The following is a 15,462-nucleotide window of genomic DNA, read 5'->3' on the forward strand; positions in this document are numbered from 1 at the left end:
GTCAAACTACGAGGATCCTCGTACAATGGGATCCTCGTCCGGTACCCTCGCCCGGCGGCGACGGCCAGGACGGCCGAGCCCGACGACGCCCGAGCCCGAAGGAGCAGCCGTGCGGACACAGACCCGGCCCCCGTCGACCGGCCGCTCCCTGGAGCACCCCGACCGTGACCTGATCCGCCTGGAGGACGTGCTCCACGCGCTCTCCGACCCCATGCGCCTCCAGATCGTGTGCGCGCTCGCGGGCTCCGAGGGCGAGCAGAGCTGTTCCGTCTTCGCCCTCCCGGTGAGCAAGTCCACGACCACGCACCATTTCCGGGTGCTCCGCGAGAGCGGTGTGATCACCCAGATCTACCGGGGGACCGCCAAGATGAACGCGCTGCGCCGCGACGACCTGGAGGAGCTCTTCCCCGGGCTGCTCGACAGCGTCCTCACGGGCGCCCACCGCCAAGCGGCGCGGCTGGGGGAGGAGGGCCGGTAGGCCCCCGTCCGCCGTGTGCGCGCGGCGGCGTCGGGGCCACGGTGCCGTGGCCGGTCCGCGCGGGCGTCAGGGGGGGGCCGGGCCCGGGCGGTGCTCCCACCGGGCCGCGGTCAGCCCGGCGAGCGGGGGTCAGGGGTTCCGCTCGGGGTCGCTTCCCCCGTGCCGTGGGCCGCGGCCAGCAGGCCCTCCCAGTCCGGGATCTTCACCGGCCCCCGGCCCAGGCTCCGCCCGAGCGCGGCCTCCGCCGCCTCGATCCCCAGCCAGCCCGGCCACTCGACGGGCTCCTGGCCCGCCGCCCGCAGCGCGGCACGCGCGTCCTCCGGAGGACGCCGCTCCAGCAGCGCCCCCGCGTCGGCCAGCAGCGACGTCACGGTCTCCTTGGCGCACGAGCGGTTGGTCCCGATCACCCCGGTCGGCCCCCGCTTGATCCAGCCCGCCACGTACTCGCCCGGCGCCGGCGCCCCCTCCCGCAGCACCCTCCCCCGGTCGTGCGGGACCGTCCCGCTGCCCTCGTCGAACGGCAGCCCCGCGATCGGCACCCCGCGATAGCCCACCGACCGCAGCACCAGCCCCGCCTCGATCTCCTCGAACCGGCCCGTGCCCGTCACCCCGCCCCGCCCGTCCGGAGCGGTCCGCTCGAAGCGCACCGCCCGCACCGCCTCGTCACCGAGCAGCGCCACCGGGCGCAGGAAGAACCGCAGGCGGATCCGGCGCGCCCGGCCGAGCGACGGCCGCCCGGCCCAGCCGCGCAGCACCTCGACGTTGCGCCGCACCGCGGAAGGCAGCCCGGACGGGTCGGCCCACCCCGCGTCCAGCGCGGCCTCCTCCGGCCGTACGAGCGTCTCGGCGCCCGGCAGCGCCCCCAGCTCGCGGAGCTCCTTCGTGGTGAACCGGGCCTGGGACGGGCCGCGCCGGCCCACCATGTGGACGTCCGTCACCCGGCTGTCGGCGAGCGCGGCCAGCGCCGCGTCCGGTACGTCGGTGTGCCGCAGCTCCTCGGCGCCGCGCGCCAGCACGCGGGCCACGTCGACCGCCACATTGCCCACCCCGATGACTACCGCGGAACGCGCCCCGAGCACGAAACCGCCCGGCGCCGCGTCCGGGTGGGCGCTGTACCAGGAGACGAACTCGGTGGCGGAGAAGCTGCCGGGCAGGTCCTCGCCGGGGATGCCGAGCCGCCGGTCGGTCGCGGCCCCGACGCAGTAGACCACCGCGTGGTAGAGGTCCAGCAGCCGCCGGGGCGGCAGCTCGCGGGGGCCGTCCCCCACCGCGACATTGCCGAGGAAGGTGATGCCCGGGTGCTCCAGCGTGGTCCGCAGGGTGTTCTGGAGCGACTTGATCTTCTCGTGGTCGGGCGCCACGCCGTAGCGCACCAGGCCGTACGGGCACGGCAGGCGGTCCAGGACGTCCACCGTCACCCCGGGGACGTCCCGCTGCTGGACGAGGGCCTGCGCGGCGTAGACCCCGCTCGGTCCCGATCCGACGACTGCGACGCGAAGCACGCTGGGCCCCTTCCCGCGGCAGGGCCGCAGACGTCCCGCAGAGACGTCCAGGATGGCACCGGGGGACGGGATGCGGGAGAGGCGCGCGAGACAGGCGGCCGGGGCGGCCGGAATCCGGGGGCCCGGAGTGCCGGGCCGCGCCGCTTCCGGGGGGTGCAACCCCGGGCCCGTACCAGGTGATTTCCGGGGCGCTTAATTGACGGGCGCGGCCTCACCCGGGCGTGTTAGCGTGGTGATCGTTGGTGTTCGACCGGATTTTCGAGCGAGTAGGGAGGTGAGGTTGATGACCGTACTGAAGGCCGCTGCCATGCGTAGCGCCGCCCGGACCATCCTCACGTCCCGGGCCCCGGTCTGACCGTTCTCCGACCCTTCCGCGTGATGAGCCTTGTGCTCGGCACGAGCCTCGCGCTCGGCGCGGTGGTCGTCTCCGTGTGCTGACGGGGCCCCTTCCCGCAAGGGCCTTCCGACCTTGTTCCGCGGCTCTCTGCTTCTCGCGGTGCTCCGTCTGTCCTCCCGGCAGCCGGCGGTACCGGACCCTTCGGGAACGAACCGTGCCGATCCCATGAAACGGACAGTCATCCCGTCATGAACACTCGCACCAACTGGATCACCCGCACCGAGACCGACGCCGACATCCCCGCGGTCCGCGCCATCGTCCTCGCCGCGTTCGACACCCCTATGGAGGCCGGCCTCGTCGACGCCCTGCGCGCCGACACCTCCTGGATCCCGGGCCTCTCCGTGGTCACCCTGACCCCGGACGGCACCGTCGTCGGCCATGCGCTGCTGACCCGCTGCCACATCGGCGACGCCCCGGCCCTGTGCCTGGCCCCCGTCGCCGTCCTCCCGGAGTACCAGAAGACCGGCGCCGGCTCCGCGGCCGTCCGCGCCGCTCTCGACGCCGCCGAGGGCATGGGTGAGCACGCCGTCACCGTGCTCGGACACCCCGACTACTACCCGAGGTTCGGCTTCACCCGCGCCTCCGTGTACGGGATCCGCCCGCCCTTCGACGTCCCGGACGAGGCCATGATGGCCCTCGGCCTCGACGCCGGCCGGTCCATGCCCGGCGGAACCATTCGCTACGCGACCCCGTTCGGCGTCTAGTCCGGGCGGTCGCTCGGCGGGCCCTCACCGCGCGGGGGTATCGAATCCCTCGCGCGGTGAGGGGCCGGGCGGCACGCCCAGCTCCCAGTCCAGCCCGTACCGCCGGAACAGCTCGGCGCGCAGCCGCTCGACGGGCATCGGCGCGCCCGGCAGCAGCACGGCCACGACCGCGCCCATCAACAGGGCGCGCAGCAGCCGGTAGTCGGACTCCGGGTCGGCCGAGCCGTAGCGCGCCATGGTGTCGCGCAGCAGGTGGGCGAGACGCTGCTGGTCCGGGCACTGGAGGAAGCCGTCCTCCTGGAGGATGCCCGCCATGTGCGTGCGCATCAGCAACGGACGGTCCCGGGCGAGGCCGAGGACCGCGTCGATCGCCCGCGCCAGCCGCTCCCGGCCGTCCCGCGCGCGCGGCGGACGCTCCAGCGCCGCGGCCAGCTCCAGATGCATCAACCGGTGCACGGCGGACTGGAGAAGCCGGCGCTTGCCGGGGAAGTAGTACGACACCAGACCGCGCGCCGTGCCCGCCCGGTCCGCGATGTCGGCGAGCGTCGTCGCCTCGTACCCCCGCTCGGCTACGAGTTCGACGGTCGCTCCGAGCAGCCGCTCGCGCGAACGGCGCCGCAACTCCTCGTTGACGGACGCGCTGCGGGGAGACATGTCCTAACTCCTGCGTTGACTGGCTCCGGGCCAATATACTCAGCGTGTCTCCGGTTGTCCTTGCCGCCAGCGCGCCGGCCGGGATCCGGTGCGTCCGCTGATCGGGCGCCGCGGGGGAGCGCCCGATCAGCGGACGATGCACGGATCAGCGCCACTGCCGCGCTCGTCGACGGACGCCGTTGACGGGCACCCGTCGACGGACGGATGAGCACGGCGCCCACCGTTGCCTCGCACGGTACGCACGAGCCCTCACCGGGCACGATGCCGGGCGGGGCCTTTTCGTATGTGTCCCGGCCGTGTCTCAGCGGACCCGTCCGCGCGGCTTGAGCGGCACCGGAGGCAAGTCGGGTGCCCGCAGCCGGGCTCCGTCGTACCCGTGGACGCTGCCGAAGCGGTCGCCGGTCATCCACGCCTCACGGGCCTGTGCGATCTCCTCTCCCGTACGGCCGATGAAGTTCCACCACATCACGATCTCTTCTTCGAAGGGCTCGCCGCCCAGCAGCATCAGACCGGCGTCCGACCCGGCCCGCAACGGCAGTTCGGTGCGGCCGCAGCCGAGGTAGAGCATGGAACCCGGCAGGACCGGCACGCCGTCGACATGGGCCTCGCCCGACATGGAGAGCACGGCGTACTCGAAGTCGGGGTGGAGCGGCAGGCTCGCCGTCGCGCTCTGGGAGAGCGTCAGATCCGCTCCGACGATCGGGGTGTACACGGTGCCGGGCGAGAGCACGCCGTCGAGCTCACCGAGGATGACGGTCGCGGTCAGTCCGGGCGCGGTGACCACCGGCAGGTCGGGGTGGTGCTCGAAGCGCGGTTCCACGTTCCGGTGCGCTTCGGGGAGGGCGACCCAGAGCTGAGCGCCGTGCAGGTAGCGGGCGTGCGGTCGCGGGCTCTCCTCGGAATGGGAGATGGCCCGGCCGGACGTCATCAGGCCGAGCTCTCGCGGCCGGACGGTCCGGAGGCTTCCGAGGCTGTCACGGTGCAGCACCTCCCCGTCGTGCAGCCAGCTGACGGTCTGCAGCCCCATGTGCGGGTGCGGCGGCACCTGCATGCCGGGTTCGTCGGCGATGTCGTCGGGACCGTAATGATCGACGAAGGCCCAACCGCCCACCATGCGACGGCCCAGGTTCGGGAGCAGCCGGCGCACCCGGGTCGATTCGCCGAGCCGTACGTGGCGTGGGCTGAGCAGTTCGTGCACAGGCTCGCCGGGAACGAATCCACGGCCGCCGCAGACGGAGAGTGCGGCCTGACGATCAAGGTTGCTCATGACGACAACGTACCGGCACGCGGCACTTGCCGGGCCGGGCGTCGCCGGCAGGCGCGCCGGGCCCGCTCCCGAGGCAGGTGGTCGCGGGGCTCAGACGGGGAAGCGGGTCACCTTCCGCGGTGTCACCCGGACGATGAGCCGGAGCACCTCTTCCGGCTCGGGCGGCGGGTCCTCGCCCAGGTACTTCCGGGAGAGCTCGAGCGGCAACGACTTCCCGGGGTCCTCGATCAGCTCGACGGTGCCGCGGATGTCCACGGACCGGTACGGGTTCTCGGTGTCGAAGACGGTGAGGCTGACCCGTGGGTCCCGGGTGAGATTGCGTGCCTTCAGACGCCCCGCCGTGGTGGAGAACAGCACCGCGTCGCCGTCCCGCGCGATCCAGACCACCGAGGTCTGCGGCCCGCCGTCCCGGTTCAGGGTCGCGACGGTGGCGAAGTTCCTCCCGTCCAGCAGCTCGCGCGTCTCCTCGTCGAATGTCACTGACACGACTTCACCCTTCTGTTGAAACACATGAGTTCACTACTCGCGCTGAACACACACGAGGGCTGATTCCTTCCCATCGCAGGATCATGACATTTCGGTGGTGTCCTTTAGGTGGCAGAAAATGCCCTCCCCCGCCCGACATGCCGGATGGCAGGCTGCCTGGGGTCGGATTCGGGCGTTGCCCGGAGCCCACGCCGGAGAAGGGAGAAGGGGTCCATGCGTCGTACCATCCCGCTCGCCGTGGCGTCGGTCATCGCTCTCGGTACCGCTCTCGTCGCGCCCAGCGCGGTCGCCGCCCCCGGCGGAGGATCTTCCGCACTGAGCTACCCGTGCTCGCCCGGGACCTTCTGCATCTACTCCGACTGGAACGGCGGCGGGGAGAGATGTGAGTGGTCCGTGAGCAAGAAGGCCAACACCGCGGACGACTGCGGGTTCATCCAGAAGGGATGGAACGTCCGTTCCGTGCGGAACAACACCGGTCACCGCGTGCAGTACTACACGCAGACCAACTACAAGGCGCGAGTGGGCTCCACCCCGAAGGGCGGGGAGGGAAACCTCCAGGGGAGCTACCAGATTCGTTCCTTCAAGCCGCAGTGACCGTGGCCCGACCCCTGGCCGGTGGCGTATTACTTGAGGGCAGTCCGCTCGCTTGAGGGCAGTCCGCAATTCCACCGCTCAGGAGGTCCGGTGCCGGAACGTACGGAGTCGATCGAATCTATGGAGCAGCTCGCCGTGGGCTGGCGGGCCATGGTGCTCGACCGTGACGCGAACGCCGACGTACGGGACCTTCCGGGCATCGCCGTCCGCTGGGCCGACTGCCGGTTCGCCTTCTGGAACTGCGTCACGCTGACCGATGTCGACGCGGACGCGGCGCTCCTCGAGCAGCGCCTGTGCCAGGCCGCGGACATCATGCGCGCGAAGAAACACCCCGGATTCCTGTGGCTCTTCGAGGACCTCCTCGACGACGAGGCACGCGCGGGACTGCGGACGGCGGCCGAGAAGGCGGGCCTTGAGCACGCCTTCCCCGGCGTCGGCATGGCCGGTGACCTCCTTCCCCTCCCCGAGCCGTCCCACCCCGACCTGACGTTCGTACGCGTGACCACCGACGAACAGCTGCGGGCGTACGCGGACCTGAACTCACGGGCCTACGGATTCCCCTTGGAGGACGGCCGCGACGGGCTCGTCGGGTCGGCGCTGTGGAAGAAGCGGGTGCACGCCTACCTGGGACTACGGGACGGTGTCCCGGTGACGTGCGCCGGTACGGTGGAGGCGGCGGGCCGCCTCTTCGTCGTGCTCGTCGCCACGGCCCCGGAATGCGAGCGCAAGGGCTACGGAGAGGCGGTGACCCGCAAGGCCCTCCACGAAGGTGCCCGGGCCACCGGCCTGACACGTGCCACCCTGCACGCGACGGCGGCGGGGGCGCCGGTGTATCCCCGCATCGGTTTCAGGCCGAACTCACCGATGCACTTCTACGGCCTGAAGGGCTGATCTTTTCGCCCTGCTGCGGCCTGCTGCGGCCTGCTGCGGCCTTCAGGCCGTGAACGCGTTCAGTTTCGCGCCCGTCACCGGGGCCTGCGGCTTGAACGTGTAGTCGAACTTGTACGTCGCCTCGTGCGAGGGCGTGAAGTGCGGGCACACCAGCGGGCCGACCATGCCGCCCTTCGCGCCTATCTCGATCCACCAGCCCGCGCAGCGCCCGTCCGGCGTGCCGCCCCAGCCCTTGCCGGGCAGCAGGTCCTCGACCCAGCCGGTGACCCGCGTGGTGCCGTCGCTCTGCGGACACATCGCTATCTCGCCGCGACCGAAGGACTTCGTCCCGGCGGCCGTGACGCACGCCGGCCCGTCGGACGGCGCGGCCTGGGCGGTGGGGGCGGTCAGCAGCGTCAGGGCGCCGGCCGCGGCGGTCGCTCCGGTCAGGGCCAGGGCGCGGACAAAGCGTCTCATGGTCGTTCCTTCTCTCCTAAAAGGCTGGGAGACCGAGACAACCACGAAGTGGATCAAGAACGCCAGAGGGTATGCGACCTTTCGTACCGGACCCGCGGGCCACTGGAGCGAACCGGTGCGTCCAAGGGCGTGTCGGAGGGAGGGAAGGGCGATCGCGGGTGGCCGGTGCGGAAGATTGATCTCATGGCGGTCCGGGGCCGTGTGCCGCGCGGGGCCGGGGTGAGCGGGAGGAGCTCGACATGCCCGTCGCGGACACCGAGGTGGCGGTACTGATCGTCGGTGGTGGACCGGTCGGGCTCACCGCCCGAGTGCTGCTGGAACGCTGGGGTGTGCGGTCCCTGCTGGTCGAGAGGCACCGCGAGCTGTCACCGTTTCCCCGGGCCCGGCTGGTCAACGTGCGCTCGATGGAGATCTTCCGCGGGCTCGGGCTCGCCGCCGGGATCACGGCGCGCGCGTTCGCGCCCGAGTACGGCCGCATCCGCTTCCGCGACACGCTGTACGACCGCGACTTCGCCACGGCGGCGATGGCCGGGGTCGACGCGCCCGTACCCGAGAGCCCCGCGACCGGCGTGGTCACCTCGCAGGACCGGCTGGAACCCCTCCTGCTCGCCGCGGCGGACACGCCGGTGCGGTTCGGGGCCGAGCTCGTCGACCTGGCGGAGGAGCCCGACGGCGTAGTGGCCTCGCTCGTCGACCACCGGAGCGGTCACGAGACCCGCGTCCGCGCCCGTTACGTACTCGCCGCCGACGGCGCGAACTCCACCGTCCGGCAGCGGCTGGGAATCGACACCTCCGGCCCGGGAGCGATGGGGGGCTTCACGACCGTCGTGTTCGACGCCGACCTCAGCCGCTGGTGCGCCCGCCGGCCCGCCGGGGTCTACTTCACCGCGCACGGATCGTTCACCCCGCTCTACCCCGAAGGAGGCTGGGCCTGGTTCGGTCCCACACCCGAGGACGCCGCGCACGCCGACTGGCCCGGTCTCGTCTCCCGTGCCCTCGGCCCCGGCGCCGACGTACGTGTCGAGGTGGTGCGGGTCCAGCACTGGGTGATGAACGCGTCCGTCGCCGAACGCTTCCGTCACGGCCGGAACCTGCTGGCCGGCGACGCCGCGCACGCGATCCCCATCATCGGCGGCTTGGGCATGAACACCGGCATCGCCGACGCGCACAACCTGTGCTGGAAGCTGGCGGGCGTGCTCCACGGGTGGGCCGCGCCCGGCCTGCTGGACACCTACGAGGCGGAACGGCACCCCGTCGCCCTCCGGACCCTCCGCCAGGCGGTGGCCAACGCCCAGCTCGCGCTCCATGTGCAGAACCGGCGCCGCGAGCAACTGCGCTCCGGTGAGACGGTGCCGTCCCACGTCGAACTTCCCTGGTCGAAAGGCTTCTTCGCCCAGCTCGGCCTTGTCCTCGGCGCCGTCTACCGCTCCGGTGCCGTCCTCGCAGGCGACAGCACCCGAGCGGGGCCGTCGGGCGCGGGTGAGAAGACGGAGGAGAGGACGGAGGAGAGGGCGGACGAGGAAACGCACGAGGAATCGCACGAGGAAACGCGCGAGGAAACGCACGAGGACCCGGACGCCGGTACGGAATACGTCCCCACCGCGGAGCCCGGCCACCGCATGCCACACCTCCGGCTCGCGCGCGACCGCTCCACCCTCGACGCCTTCGGCGAATGGTTCACTCTCCTCACCCCGGACCCTTCCCGCTGGGCGCGATGCGCCGCCGCGCCGTGGCCGCTGCGCGTCGAAACCCTCCCCGGCGAGCACGCCGGCCGTTGCGGTATCGGCCCGAGCGGAGCGCTGCTCATCCGGCCCGACGGCCATGTCGGCGCCCGCTGGCCCGACCGTCCGCCGAGCGATGCCACCCTCCAGCACGCCCTCGCCACCCTCACCGGTCAGGCGCCCTCCTGACGGTCCGGCCCGGCCCGGCGCGTCGCAGGAGTGGACTTGTGGGTCCAATCCTGGCTGCCTACGGTGATCGCCATACCCCTTCACCACACGTTCGTTCACCCAGAGAGGTGCTGCTCATGCACGCGATCCGTATCGAGGAACACGGCGGTCCCGAGGTCATGCGATGGACCGAGCTGCCGGATCCGGTCCCCGGCCCCGGTGAGGCGCTGGTCCGGCTCGGGGCCGCGGGAGTGAACTACATGGACACCGGCGCCCGCGCGCAGGGCGCCCCGGGCTGGGAGGCTCCCGTGGTCCTGGGCGCCGAAGGGATGGGATACGTCACGGCCCTGGGCGCGGGTGTCGAGGGCCTGGCCGTCGGTGACCGGGTGGCCTGGTTCTACCACCCGGGCAGCTACGCCGAGTTACTCGCCGTCTCGGCGGACTCGCTGGTCAAGGTGCCCGACGCCATCACCGACGAGACCGCGGCCGCCGTCATGCTCCAAGGAATCACCGCGAGCCACCTCAGCACGGAGACCTATGCGATCGGTCCGGGCGACACGGCCGTGGTGCACGCGGCGGCGGGCGGAGTGGGCCTGCTGCTCACTCAGATGATCAAGGCCCGTGGTGGTGAGGTGATCGGCCTGGTCTCCCGCGAGGAGAAGGTCGCCGCCGCGAAGGAGGCCGGCGCCGGCCATGTGCTCGTCCGATCCGGTGGCGGTTTCGAGGACCGGGTCAGGGAACTGACCGGCGGCCGGGGAGCCGATGTCGTCTACGACGGTGGTGGCAGCGAGACGTTCCGCTCCTCCCAGCTCGCCCTGCGCCCGCACGGGGTGCACGTGTACTACGGCCCGTACATGGGCGTTCCGTCCCTCCGGCCGACCGACCTGCCCAACAGCATCATGCTGACCTACCCGGTGATGCACCACCACGTGCCCACCCGCGAGGCCCTGGTCCGCCGCACCGGAGAGATCTTCGACCTGGTCCTCGGCGGGCGGCTCACCCCCCGCATCGGAGGCCGCTACGCCCTGGCGGACGCGGCGAAGGCCACGCGGACATCGAGTCGCGCAGGACCACCGGGAAACTGCTCCTCCTGCCCTGACCGGCCTTGGGCATCCCCGCCGGACATGCTTCACCGCACAAGGAGGACCTGTGCCGTTGACCCGCAAGGGCGCCGCGACCAAGCGGCGCATCATCGAGGGAGCCGCCGAGGAGTTCCGCGACCAAGGAGTGTTCTCCCTGCGGCTCGAGGACGTCATGGCGCGCACGGCGACCAGCAAGAGCCAGCTGTTCCACTACTTCCCCGGCGGGAAGGACGAATTGCTGCTGGCCGTGGCCCGGCACGAGGCGGACCGGGTCATCGACGACCAGCAGCCGGAGCTGGGCTCGCTCACCAGCTGGGCCGCTTGGTGGGAGTGGCGGGACAAGGTGGTCGCCCGCTACCGCGAGCAGGGCGAGAACTGTCCGCTGCACGCGGCCGTGTCCCAGCTCGGATCGGCCACGGACGCCGCGCGGTCCGTGGCCCGCGGACTCCTGGGGCGATGGCAGGACCAACTCGCCGCGGGAATCCGCCATATGCAGGGCAGTGGCGAGGTGGTCCCCGGCCTGGACGCCGATCGCGAAGCCGCGGCACTCCTCGCCGGAGTCCAGGGCGGCGTGATGATCCTGATGACGACGGGAGGCATGGAACATCTGGAAGCGGCCCTGGACCGGGGCATCGCGCATCTGCGGGGGTCCGGCGATCAGGGGTCCGGCGGCTGAGTGATCACGTCGGTCGGGGGCCGGCGCGATGACCGTTGTCGTGCACCACGTCCTCCCGGAAGAGGGTTGGTGTGCGGCCCGCCACCGGCCTCCGGCGCCGCCTCGTACACCTCGACGCGCAGACCGGACCGGGCCATGGCGACCGCGGCCGACAGGCCGTTCGGCCCGCTGCCGACCACGACGACATCCGCTGTCATGTGCCTTCCCTCCGCCTTCCCCGCCGTCCGGACCGGCTCAGCTGCCGGGTTCGTACACGAAGGGCCTCGTCCAGGTCACGACCTCGAACCCCCGCTTGCACAAGGTGGGTTCGGAGGTGGGCAGCGCGTCGACGAAGACGTGGGTACGCCCCCGCTCGCGCGCCTCCCGCAGCCTGCTGCCCACCAGCGCCGTGAACAGTCCCTTCCGCCGGTGCTCCGGGCGGGTCCTGCCGCCCGCCAGCTCGGCGTAGGGGCCGCCCGGCCGGAAGTGGACCCGGCCGCAGGAGGCCGGCACCCCGTCGACGTAGGCGATGTGGATGCTCATCGCCTCGGGCGCGTCGCGCAGTTCGGCGGCGAGCCGCCGCCGCTCCTCCTCGGCGTTCTTCCGCCCGAGCGCGCGGGCGATCTCCGCGTAGTCCTCCAGCCCGCGTTCGTCGGTCACGCGCCTGATGTCCCGGCCCTCCGGGGTGAAGGAGGCCAGGGCCGCCTCGTCCACGGGAAGTACCAGCACGCTCTCCCGGTCGTCCGCCTCGAACCCGGCCGCGGTGAGCCGGTCAGCCAGATCCGCGGGGGTGTCATGGCCGTACAGCTTCCACTCCAGGGTGCCGCCCTGGGCCTTCGCCCGCGCCATCTCCTCCTGGATCACGTCGTCCAGCTCCTCGGGTGCACAACGCGCGTACACGATCCGGCACTCGGAGTCGTCCGCGGCGTACTCGCGGACGACTCCGCCCCGTCCGGAGCTCTCCCCGGAAGCCCGGCGCTCCTCGTCGAGCCCCACCAGAATGTCCTCGCTGTTCACGCGGACCCATCCCCTTCCCGCGTCGGAATGTCGGAGACCGGAATATCCTCGATCATGAAATCGAGAATAGAGCAGAGCCCTTTCAGCAGACCCCGCGTACGCTCCCCGGCCGGGCGGGGTAGCGGCCTCCCCTCACAATTCGAGACGTCGAGTGACGACATGAAGAAATGGCCGCTGGAAAACGGGCCCTACCGCAGCGGAGCCTGGTCGCCTTTGTTCCCATCGGTTTGCGCGGGCCGGCCCTACCGGGCCGGCGGGGCGTTACGCGCCTCCGGCGCTCCGCGTGTCCTCCTCCCCGCGCGCGTACGAGCTGTCCATCGCCGCCGCCAGCCGCAAGTACGGAGCCGCGTCCTCCATGCGGTTCTGGCGTTCCAGGCTGCGGCCCAGCAGCAGGTAGGCGTAGGCCTCCGCCGGGGCGTGGGCGATCACGCGGCGGGCCTCCGCCTCGGCCCGTCGGAGCTGGGCGGAGTGGTAGTAGGAGCGCGCGAGCAGCAGCCGGGCCGCGAGGTGGGCCCGGCTCGGCCTCGACGACCGGGGCCAGGATGCGGGCGGCCTCGGTGTAGTCCCTGGCCTCGAAGAAGAGGTGGGCGCGCGCGTACTCGTCCGCCAGCGGGTGCGGCGTGGCCGGCGGCTCGGCGGTGGGCGAGAACGGGGTGAAGTCGGTCATGGACGGCTCCTTTCCCCCACCCCAACATAAGTGAAGCTTGAACTATTTCCGCGGGTCCTTCCGAGGCCGTTTCCCGGTTCCCGCCCCGGTTCCGGCCCCGGCCCCGGTCCCGGCCCCGGCGGCGACCCCGCTCCGTCCCGCCGCCCTCGCGTACGCCCCCGCCGACACCGCCACCAGCGCCCCGCCCAGCAGACACCCGCCCACCACGTCCGACAGCCAGTGCACCCCCAGATACACCCGGGTGAAGCCCACCCCGGCCACCGACACCACGGCGGCCGCCGAAGCGCCGCGCACCCACCGCGGGCCGGCGCCGTGCAGCCACAGCAGCCACACCAGCAGCCCGCAGGCCACCGTCGCGGTCAGGGCGTGGCCCGACGGAAACGCCTGGTAGCGCGCCGTCGCCACCGGATCGGGCCACGACGGCCGGTCGCGGCCCACGGCCGCCTTCAGCCCCTGCTGGAGGGCGGTGCCGAGGAGTGACGTGACGGCGATCCAGAGCGCCAGTACCCCTTCCCGCCGCCGAAGCAGCCAGAGGGCCGTCATGGCGAGCGCCGCCCGCATCGTCCAGGGGTCCCAGAGCCAGTCCGACAGCACGCGCATGGCATGGGTCCAGCCGCGGTGACCCGTGGCCACCGGGTGCAGCCCGTCCGCGAGCCGCCCGTCCAGCGTCAGCAGCGGAGCCCAGCTCGTGCTCACCAGCACCAGGAGCACCACAAACAGCGCGCCGAGGGTGGCACCCACTCGTAGCGGCGCCATGGGCCTGTACGGGCGGAGGGAGTCGGCCGGGGGCGGGGGAGGAGGGCGCCGCGGAGAATGCATGATCAGATCGTCGCCGATCGGACCGCGCCGGCACCAGACGCCGGTGGCCGCCCGTCAGCCGAGCGCGCTGAGCCCCGGCACGAAGGTGACCAGCAGGGGGACCGCCGGCACCAGCGCCGCCGCGGCGGTGAGCCGCAGCCGCCGCGCCGCCGTCAGCCGGGGCGTCGGTGCCAGCAGCCGGTGCACTCGGCCGGGCACCTGAGAGAGCTGGGCCGGACAGGGCCCGAACACCCCGCGGTCCTCGTTGAGTTCGACCAGCGCCAGCGCGGTGTTCAGCCTGCCGAACCGGCGCGACGCCGCGTCGTCCGCGGCCAGCTCCACCAGGTGGTGCACCTGGTCACGGAACGCCGCGAACACCGGCACCTGCGGGAAGCCGTTCGCCAGCGCGCCCGAGCAGTGCAGCAGCCAGTCGTGCCGGGCCCGGGCGTGTCCCTGCTCGTGAGCCAGTACGGCGTCCAGCCGCTCGCCCTTGAGCCGCCGCAGCGCCGCCGTGGTGATCACCAGCTGAGGAGCGGCGCCGCCCAGCGACCACGCGTCGGGCCGCTCGCCCTCCAGCACCACCAGCCGCTCCGCGCCCGCGTCCTCGCCGGGCAGCCGGGGGGAGCGTACGACCAGCTCCGCGCGCCGGCGCCGGCGCCGGGCCCGCGCCCCACGCACCTCCCGGGTGAGCATGGCCGCCGTCCACACCGCCCCGCACGCCAGGGCGACCGCCAGCGGCGCCGCCCACGAGGCATAGGAGGTCAGGGCGTACGCCTCCACCACCGCGTGCGGCGCGACCGCGAAGACATGGCCGCGCACCGCCTCCCAGGCCGCGGCAGCGCTCAGCGACATCGCGAGGGCGCAGCACAGCAGCACGGCCGCCACGACGCACTGCCATACCCACAGGGCCACGACGGGTTCGCGGTCGGGCCAGTCGGAGCGGGTCAGCAGGCGCGGCGCCATTGCCGCGACCAGTCCGGCGAGGACCAGCAAGGCGAGCGGGACCATCATGGCCGCAGCCTATGAGGGCCGGGCCGTGCGCGGGTACGCCCCGGTGCGCGAAGTGACGCATGCCACGGCCCCGCGCGGCGCCCTCGGGGAACCGGACCACCCGTTCACATCGTCAGGCCGTTCACATCGTCAGGAGCATCGCCAGCATGCCGATGCCCATGGACAACCGGCAGGCGTTGGTGAGGTTCGGGCGGCCCGGCCAGGTGACCTCACCCGACGTCGCGGCCACCACCGGCACCAGCACCGCCACCGTGCGGACCACGTACACCGCGAAATACACCAGCAGCAGTCCTGTCAGCAGCGGTGTTCCCGCCGGTTCGTGACCCGCCGCCGTATGCCCCGAGTGACCGGCCATGGGGGCGCCCGCCATCGCCAGCGCCATATAGACCATCGCGAACGCGCCCACCGCGTGGTGCAGGTGGTTCGGCTCCGTGCGGCCCCGCGCCGCCACCAGCAGCGACCGCAGCCCGGCCGCTCCGAAGACGGCCGCGAACAGCGGCGCGCCCCACGGGCGGGTGTCCAGCACGGCGGTCGGCACGGCCATCGCGGCCATGCCGAGCCCCATCAGGGCGTCCCCGCCGGTGGCCCTGCCGCCCACCGGGCCCGCGTCCGCCCCTATCCGGGCCAGGCAGTACGCGCCCGTCGCGGCGCACAGCGCCACCAGCAACCAGCCGACCAGCGGCGGTCCTTGCACGGCACACCTCCCCGGACGCGCGGGTCCGCCCGGACGCGCGGATCCACCTCCGGAGGATTCCCCTTACCGCGCGTGGCACGGGAGCGCACGGGCGCACAGGGGGAGCACAGGGCGCCCGAGCGTGCGCCCGCGCATTCGCCTGAGGCGCCCCGCCCGGCCGAAGATCGAAAAACCTGACGAGGTGTCACTGGTAAGGGTTCACCGGTCACTTCGGTGATTT

16 protein-coding genes and 2 pseudogenes are annotated in these 15,462 nt (G+C 72.6%); 7 read left to right on the forward strand and 11 right to left on the reverse strand.

What is annotated here, in order from left to right; all coding sequences use genetic code 11:
- Window positions 1-109 precede the first annotated feature (109 nt).
- Complete coding sequence (locus LUZ64_RS07940) at window positions 110-478, forward strand: ArsR/SmtB family transcription factor (RefSeq protein ID WP_232389717.1); 369 nt, start codon at window positions 110-112, stop codon at window positions 476-478.
- A gap of 110 nt (window positions 479-588) precedes the next feature.
- On the opposite strand, the gene LUZ64_RS07945 is transcribed toward LUZ64_RS07940, so the two are convergent.
- Window positions 589-1,980, reverse strand: coding sequence for an FAD-dependent oxidoreductase (locus tag LUZ64_RS07945; protein ID WP_095580392.1), 1,392 nt, complete (start codon window positions 1,978-1,980; stop codon window positions 589-591).
- Between the two features lie 585 nt (window positions 1,981-2,565).
- On the opposite strand from LUZ64_RS07945, the gene LUZ64_RS07950 reads away from it, so the two are divergent.
- A complete protein-coding gene (locus LUZ64_RS07950) occupies window positions 2,566-3,081 on the forward strand; it encodes a GNAT family N-acetyltransferase (RefSeq protein WP_095580390.1) in 516 nt (171 codons plus the stop codon).
- 24 nt (window positions 3,082-3,105) lie between these two features.
- Here LUZ64_RS07950 and LUZ64_RS07955 read toward each other — a convergent pair whose 3' ends face one another.
- The 3 genes from LUZ64_RS07955 to LUZ64_RS07965 all read right to left on the reverse strand — a co-directional run bounded on the left by LUZ64_RS07955 (window position 3,106) and on the right by LUZ64_RS07965 (window position 5,488).
- The gene (locus LUZ64_RS07955) at window positions 3,106-3,735 is read right to left on the reverse strand and encodes a TetR/AcrR family transcriptional regulator (protein WP_095580388.1); all 630 of its coding nucleotides are present in this window, start codon (window positions 3,733-3,735) and stop codon (window positions 3,106-3,108) included.
- A 301-nt stretch (window positions 3,736-4,036) separates the two neighbouring features.
- A complete protein-coding gene (locus LUZ64_RS07960) occupies window positions 4,037-5,002 on the reverse strand; it encodes a pirin family protein (RefSeq protein WP_095580386.1) in 966 nt (321 codons plus the stop codon).
- Between the two features lie 90 nt (window positions 5,003-5,092).
- Entirely contained in the window at window positions 5,093-5,488 is a 396-nt protein-coding gene (locus LUZ64_RS07965; RefSeq protein WP_095580385.1) for a PPOX class F420-dependent oxidoreductase, read from the reverse strand.
- A gap of 213 nt (window positions 5,489-5,701) precedes the next feature.
- Here LUZ64_RS07965 and LUZ64_RS07970 point away from each other — a divergent pair, with 213 nt between their 5' ends.
- On the forward strand, window positions 5,702-6,082 hold the full coding sequence (locus tag LUZ64_RS07970) for a peptidase inhibitor family I36 protein (RefSeq protein WP_095580383.1): 381 nt from the start codon (window positions 5,702-5,704) through the stop codon (window positions 6,080-6,082).
- Window positions 6,083-6,202: 120 nt separating this feature from the next.
- Window positions 6,203-6,973, forward strand: a complete 771-nt coding sequence (locus LUZ64_RS07975) for a GNAT family N-acetyltransferase (RefSeq protein WP_095580381.1) — start codon at window positions 6,203-6,205, stop codon at window positions 6,971-6,973.
- Window positions 6,974-7,015: 42 nt separating this feature from the next.
- Here LUZ64_RS07975 and LUZ64_RS07980 read toward each other — a convergent pair whose 3' ends face one another.
- Window positions 7,016-7,429 carry a hypothetical protein gene (locus tag LUZ64_RS07980; RefSeq protein ID WP_095580379.1) on the reverse strand — a complete coding sequence of 138 codons (414 nt, stop codon included), beginning with the start codon at window positions 7,427-7,429 and terminating at the stop codon, window positions 7,016-7,018.
- A gap of 239 nt (window positions 7,430-7,668) precedes the next feature.
- Between LUZ64_RS07980 and LUZ64_RS07985 the strand changes: the two genes are divergently transcribed.
- The 3 genes and pseudogenes from LUZ64_RS07985 (at window position 7,669) to LUZ64_RS07995 (ending at window position 11,076) form a co-directional block, all read left to right on the forward strand.
- Complete coding sequence (locus tag LUZ64_RS07985) at window positions 7,669-9,339, forward strand: FAD-dependent monooxygenase (protein WP_232389716.1); 1,671 nt, start codon at window positions 7,669-7,671, stop codon at window positions 9,337-9,339.
- A gap of 116 nt (window positions 9,340-9,455) precedes the next feature.
- Window positions 9,456-10,417: pseudogene (locus LUZ64_RS07990) on the forward strand (quinone oxidoreductase family protein).
- 50 nt (window positions 10,418-10,467) lie between these two features.
- Complete coding sequence (locus LUZ64_RS07995) at window positions 10,468-11,076, forward strand: TetR/AcrR family transcriptional regulator (RefSeq protein WP_095580377.1); 609 nt, start codon at window positions 10,468-10,470, stop codon at window positions 11,074-11,076.
- Here LUZ64_RS07995 and LUZ64_RS37720 read toward each other — a convergent pair.
- The 6 genes and pseudogenes from LUZ64_RS37720 to LUZ64_RS08025 form a co-directional block, all read right to left on the reverse strand.
- Window positions 11,058-11,273 (reverse strand): FAD-dependent oxidoreductase, encoded by a 216-nt coding sequence (locus LUZ64_RS37720; protein WP_095580376.1) that lies wholly within the window; start codon window positions 11,271-11,273, stop codon window positions 11,058-11,060. The genes LUZ64_RS07995 and LUZ64_RS37720 overlap by 19 nt on opposite strands.
- A gap of 37 nt (window positions 11,274-11,310) precedes the next feature.
- Window positions 11,311-12,072, reverse strand: coding sequence for a GNAT family N-acetyltransferase (locus tag LUZ64_RS37100; protein ID WP_211304970.1), 762 nt, complete (start codon window positions 12,070-12,072; stop codon window positions 11,311-11,313).
- Between the two features lie 261 nt (window positions 12,073-12,333).
- A pseudogene (locus LUZ64_RS08010) lies at window positions 12,334-12,739 on the reverse strand (tetratricopeptide repeat protein).
- Between the two features lie 42 nt (window positions 12,740-12,781).
- Entirely contained in the window at window positions 12,782-13,558 is a 777-nt protein-coding gene (locus LUZ64_RS08015) for a phosphatase PAP2 family protein (RefSeq protein ID WP_372471935.1), read from the reverse strand.
- Between the two features lie 54 nt (window positions 13,559-13,612).
- The gene (locus tag LUZ64_RS08020; RefSeq protein ID WP_095578875.1) at window positions 13,613-14,548 is read right to left on the reverse strand and encodes a M56 family metallopeptidase; all 936 of its coding nucleotides are present in this window, start codon (window positions 14,546-14,548) and stop codon (window positions 13,613-13,615) included.
- Between the two features lie 121 nt (window positions 14,549-14,669).
- Window positions 14,670-15,242 carry a DUF5134 domain-containing protein gene (locus LUZ64_RS08025; RefSeq protein WP_095578874.1) on the reverse strand — a complete coding sequence of 191 codons (573 nt, stop codon included), beginning with the start codon at window positions 15,240-15,242 and terminating at the stop codon, window positions 14,670-14,672.
- Between the last annotated feature and the right edge of the window lie 220 nt (window positions 15,243-15,462).

Source organism: Streptomyces albireticuli, assembly GCF_021228125.1.
Lineage (GTDB): Bacteria > Actinomycetota > Actinomycetes > Streptomycetales > Streptomycetaceae > Streptomyces > Streptomyces albireticuli.

Bases quoted from the DNA above. Each gene is read 5' to 3' on its own strand.
- LUZ64_RS07970 (WP_095580383.1), top strand. From the start codon at position 5,702: ATGCGTCGTACCATCCCGCTCGCCGTGGCGTCGGTCATCGCTCTCGGT.
- LUZ64_RS07980 (WP_095580379.1), bottom strand. From the start codon at position 7,429: ATGAGACGCTTTGTCCGCGCCCTGGCCCTGACCGGAGCGACCGCCGCG.
- LUZ64_RS07960 (WP_095580386.1), bottom strand. From the start codon at position 5,002: ATGAGCAACCTTGATCGTCAGGCCGCACTCTCCGTCTGCGGCGGCCGT.
- LUZ64_RS37720 (WP_095580376.1), bottom strand. From the start codon at position 11,273: ATGACAGCGGATGTCGTCGTGGTCGGCAGCGGGCCGAACGGCCTGTCG.
- LUZ64_RS07950 (WP_095580390.1), top strand. From the start codon at position 2,566: ATGAACACTCGCACCAACTGGATCACCCGCACCGAGACCGACGCCGAC.
- LUZ64_RS07955 (WP_095580388.1), bottom strand. From the start codon at position 3,735: ATGTCTCCCCGCAGCGCGTCCGTCAACGAGGAGTTGCGGCGCCGTTCG.
- LUZ64_RS08015 (WP_372471935.1), bottom strand. From the start codon at position 13,558: ATGCATTCTCCGCGGCGCCCTCCTCCCCCGCCCCCGGCCGACTCCCTC.
- LUZ64_RS07985 (WP_232389716.1), top strand. From the start codon at position 7,669: ATGCCCGTCGCGGACACCGAGGTGGCGGTACTGATCGTCGGTGGTGGA.
- LUZ64_RS08020 (WP_095578875.1), bottom strand. From the start codon at position 14,548: ATGATGGTCCCGCTCGCCTTGCTGGTCCTCGCCGGACTGGTCGCGGCA.
- LUZ64_RS07975 (WP_095580381.1), top strand. From the start codon at position 6,203: ATGGAGCAGCTCGCCGTGGGCTGGCGGGCCATGGTGCTCGACCGTGAC.